The following is a 3524-nucleotide window of genomic DNA, read 5'->3' as shown; positions in this document are numbered from 1 at the left end:
GAATATTCCACACTGCCTTTGACTGACATTCGATTCAGCATCACATTGATTTACTGAGGTATTCCGGGACTTGGGGACACACTTTCAGTTAGATCTGGTGCGGTTGCTTCCAGAGTATGAGTAATATTTATATGAAAAGTTACGAAATGAAAAGTTGCGATTTTTCCGGCAAAAGGATGATTGGCGTCAACTGACCGCTGATCACCTTCAATTTTACTCACCACGAGTTACCTTGAATCCCCGGATTCGTTTTCCAACGTCGGCTTTGCGCCAACCCAGCGATATTCTTCAGGTACATTGTCAATGTGATCAGTAAAAGTTAAGCGTTTTTAGCGCAACGAAAACCCACATCATTGAAAGCCTGATCCGGCGGAAAATTGAATCGATAAGCTACCCTGAAATAGTGTGGAATCACATAGTGCCCTACACCACCCCAACTGCCACCACGCACGACGCGGCGTTTTTTACCGTAGTTGGGACTTTGATATTCTGCGCCCGGGTATGGTTCGTACCAGTCTGCTGTCCATTCCATAACGTTACCCGCCAGGTCATAAACCCCGTAAGGAGACTTTCCATTTTCATAACTGCCACCAGGCATTAAATCGGCTTCACCCTGACCGGCATTCAGATAATCCGCATTCCACTCATTGCCCCAGGGGTATTCACGCCCATCCGTGCCTCGCGCCGCTTTCTCCCATTCCATTTCAGTCGGCAGACGTTTTCCTACGAAACGACAGTACTCATCAGCCTTAAACCAGGTTATGTTGCGCACGGGTAAGTTATCCTGTTGCATTTGTAAGCGTTCAACCAGGGTTTGTATTTGTTCCTCCGAATATTTCTGCAAATCTCGTAGAAACTGTTTAAATTCACCGTTCGTTACTTCGTATTTATCGATGTAAAATGCTTTGAGTTGAATTTTTCTTTTGGGATGTTCGTTTAAATATAAAGGCTCATTAAAACCAAATTCCTGCGATTTTCCACTGGCATCTACGTCATCGCTACCCATGATAAATTCGCCAGCCGGTATTAAAATCATATTGTTCAGTATGTTTTTATTTGACGACGCACTTTGGCTGGATGTTTGTACAACCTGGTCGCCTCTTTTTATGCCGGCGTTGTACGCCATAAATACGGCAACAACTCCCACTATGCAAACAACAATGACTAATAGCCATTGCTGGCTTGCATTTGATTTTTGATTGGCTTCTTCCATTTTCTGTATGCTCATCTAGTTAATTATCAGGCATCCTTGGCGCAGCGAAAACCGAAACTGTCATTTTTAGTTTTCGGGTGAAAAAAACTTCGATTATATACTGGTGCTGATATACCACATTGATAAAAAGAACAATCCCACCATGATCCGCCTTTCAGGGTGCGGTAATTTCCACCATATAGTTCTGATTTACGCGTGTTTCCCGGGTAAGGCTTGTATTTCGATGATGTCCATTCCCACACGTTCCCTGACATATCATACAATCCATAGACACTTTTTCCTTTTTCAAAAGCGCCTACTGGCGTGGTGTCTCCTAAAAGGTTTAACTCCACCCATCGCACCGGCGAATTAACGTAAGTGATATTGAATTCATCTCCCCAGGGGTAAGTTCGCCCATCAGTACCGCGCGCTGCCTTTTCCCATTCAATGTCAGTGGGTAAACGTTTTCCCGCCCATTCGCAATAAGCCTTGGCATCATACCACGATACAAACACCACTGGATGATCCGCTTTCCCCGACGGCACCTGACCGTTTACGAAATGTTTGGGTGGTTTTCGCTTAGTGTATTTCAAGGATTCAAAATACTGCAGATTCGTAACTTCATACTTATCTATATAAAAACTTTTTACCGTCATTTTATGCTCAGGGCCTTCATCGGGAAGCCGGCCGTTGGTGCCTCGAATGAACTCTCCCGCAGGAATAACTATCATCTGGTTGGGTTTGCTACCAAATTTACTACCGTCGTAATACATTGTTACACTCATACCCGGACCTTTTCCTGAAGCTTTTTTGCTTGGGCTAGATCCAGGCTGACTAGTTGCCTGCTCTTTCTTCGCCAACTCCTCCAGCTTGCCTGACACCCAGCCCGTCTTGTGACATATTACGCACTCTTTTTTCATAATCTCTTTAAAAGCAGGTGAATCAGTTTCGGTATGACATCCAAAACAGGAACTGGAACGTTCATGGTGCTCTTCTTTTAGTTTCTGGTTGATGTTTTCAAGTGCAGACAGTGATGGCGCAGCGGCATAGGCCAGTGCACTTACATGCAGCAGGATAAAACCTGGCACCAGGATATTTATTTTACTCATTCAGCCACCCACTAATTATTTCTATCCATTGGTTCAGCAACCAACCTTAAAACAACAGTTACCCGTCTTTCGCACAACGAAAACCTACATCGTCACTTTCCATCTCAGGTTCAGAAAATTGCCGTGTCGCTCCCCTGAAGAAATAGCTAATCGCATAATGGCCAATACCGCCACCACCACCACGAATGACTCGGTTGGTTTTACCAAACATTTCTGATTGATAGGTCGAATCAGGATAGGCTTCATACCAGTCATCAACCCATTCCCACACATTGCCTGACATATCATATGCACCATAAGGCGATTTATTATTTTCATAAGATCCCACTGGCGCGACACCTTCCTCCCATTTACCATCATCTCCGGTATTGGTTACCTTTGGATCCCACTCGTTACCCCACGGATACTCGAGTCCTTTAGGGCCACGGGCAGCCTTTTCCCATTCCATTTCTGTTGGCAGCCGCGCAGAGCGCCATTGACAAAACTCCCTGGCATCAAACCAGTTCACCCCGGCTACAGGCAACCTGTCCAGTTGTTCCTGATGCTTGATCATTGCCTGTACCAGCGCCGGCTTATCCATCACTCGCGTATCTACATCCAGCTTGAAGTAATCCAGTGCCAGTTTACGTAACCGTTCCACATCCATAGCCTGCAGCTGTTTCTCATTCAACGCATAACCATTATTTACCCAGGCAAAAGGCATCATGCGTTCGGTACTCAAAATGTAGGTTTTATAGGCTTTATTTGTCACCTCATAAACATCAATCATGAAGTCATCAAGAAATAATTCAGTTTGTGGATGCTCATCCTGATATAAAGGCGCAGCAAATCCATAGCGGGCCTGCATACCTTCGGTATCTTCCTTGTTGCTGCCACGGATAAACTTTCCTGCGGCGACTCGCACCATCTGCGTATCATGGATCACGGCCTTAATCTCTTTATCATCGACCATGGTATCTTTATTTTTTTTATCCGGAGAACTCGATTGATTGCAGGCGATTGTAATCAATGGTACCAAGACAAAAAGAACCAGCTGTTTCTGTAAACTCATAGTTGTTTATTTCTTCTTATCGACATCTTTGGCACAACGAAATCCGAAACTGTCGTTTTTTGTACGTACTGAAAAAAATGCCCGGTTAAACACTGGTGCTGAAATACCACAGTTGTAAAAAGAACAATCGAACCAGGATCCTCCCTTTAACGTCTTGTAGCGTTCACCATAG

Annotated in this window: 3 protein-coding genes; all 3 read right to left on the bottom strand. The window is 44.6% G+C overall.

Going from position 1 to position 3524, the window contains the following annotated elements; all coding sequences use genetic code 11:
• Positions 1–319: 319 nt before the first annotated feature.
• Genes ACWVCM_RS00740 through ACWVCM_RS00730 form a run of 3 tightly spaced genes read right to left on the bottom strand, consistent with a single transcriptional unit; the run spans position 320 to position 3352 of the window.
• A complete protein-coding gene (locus tag ACWVCM_RS00740; RefSeq protein ID WP_455199779.1) occupies positions 320–1228 on the bottom strand; it encodes a formylglycine-generating enzyme family protein in 909 nt (302 codons plus the stop codon).
• An 11-nt stretch (positions 1229–1239) separates the two neighbouring features.
• A complete protein-coding gene (locus ACWVCM_RS00735; protein ID WP_455199778.1) occupies positions 1240–2301 on the bottom strand; it encodes a formylglycine-generating enzyme family protein in 1062 nt (353 codons plus the stop codon).
• A gap of 58 nt (positions 2302–2359) precedes the next feature.
• The gene (locus tag ACWVCM_RS00730; protein WP_455199777.1) at positions 2360–3352 is read right to left on the bottom strand and encodes a formylglycine-generating enzyme family protein; all 993 of its coding nucleotides are present in this window, start codon (positions 3350–3352) and stop codon (positions 2360–2362) included.
• Positions 3353–3524 lie beyond the last annotated feature (172 nt).

It is taken from the genome of Kaarinaea lacus (genome assembly GCF_975902315.1).
This window is presented reverse-complemented; position numbering and strand designations above follow the sequence as displayed.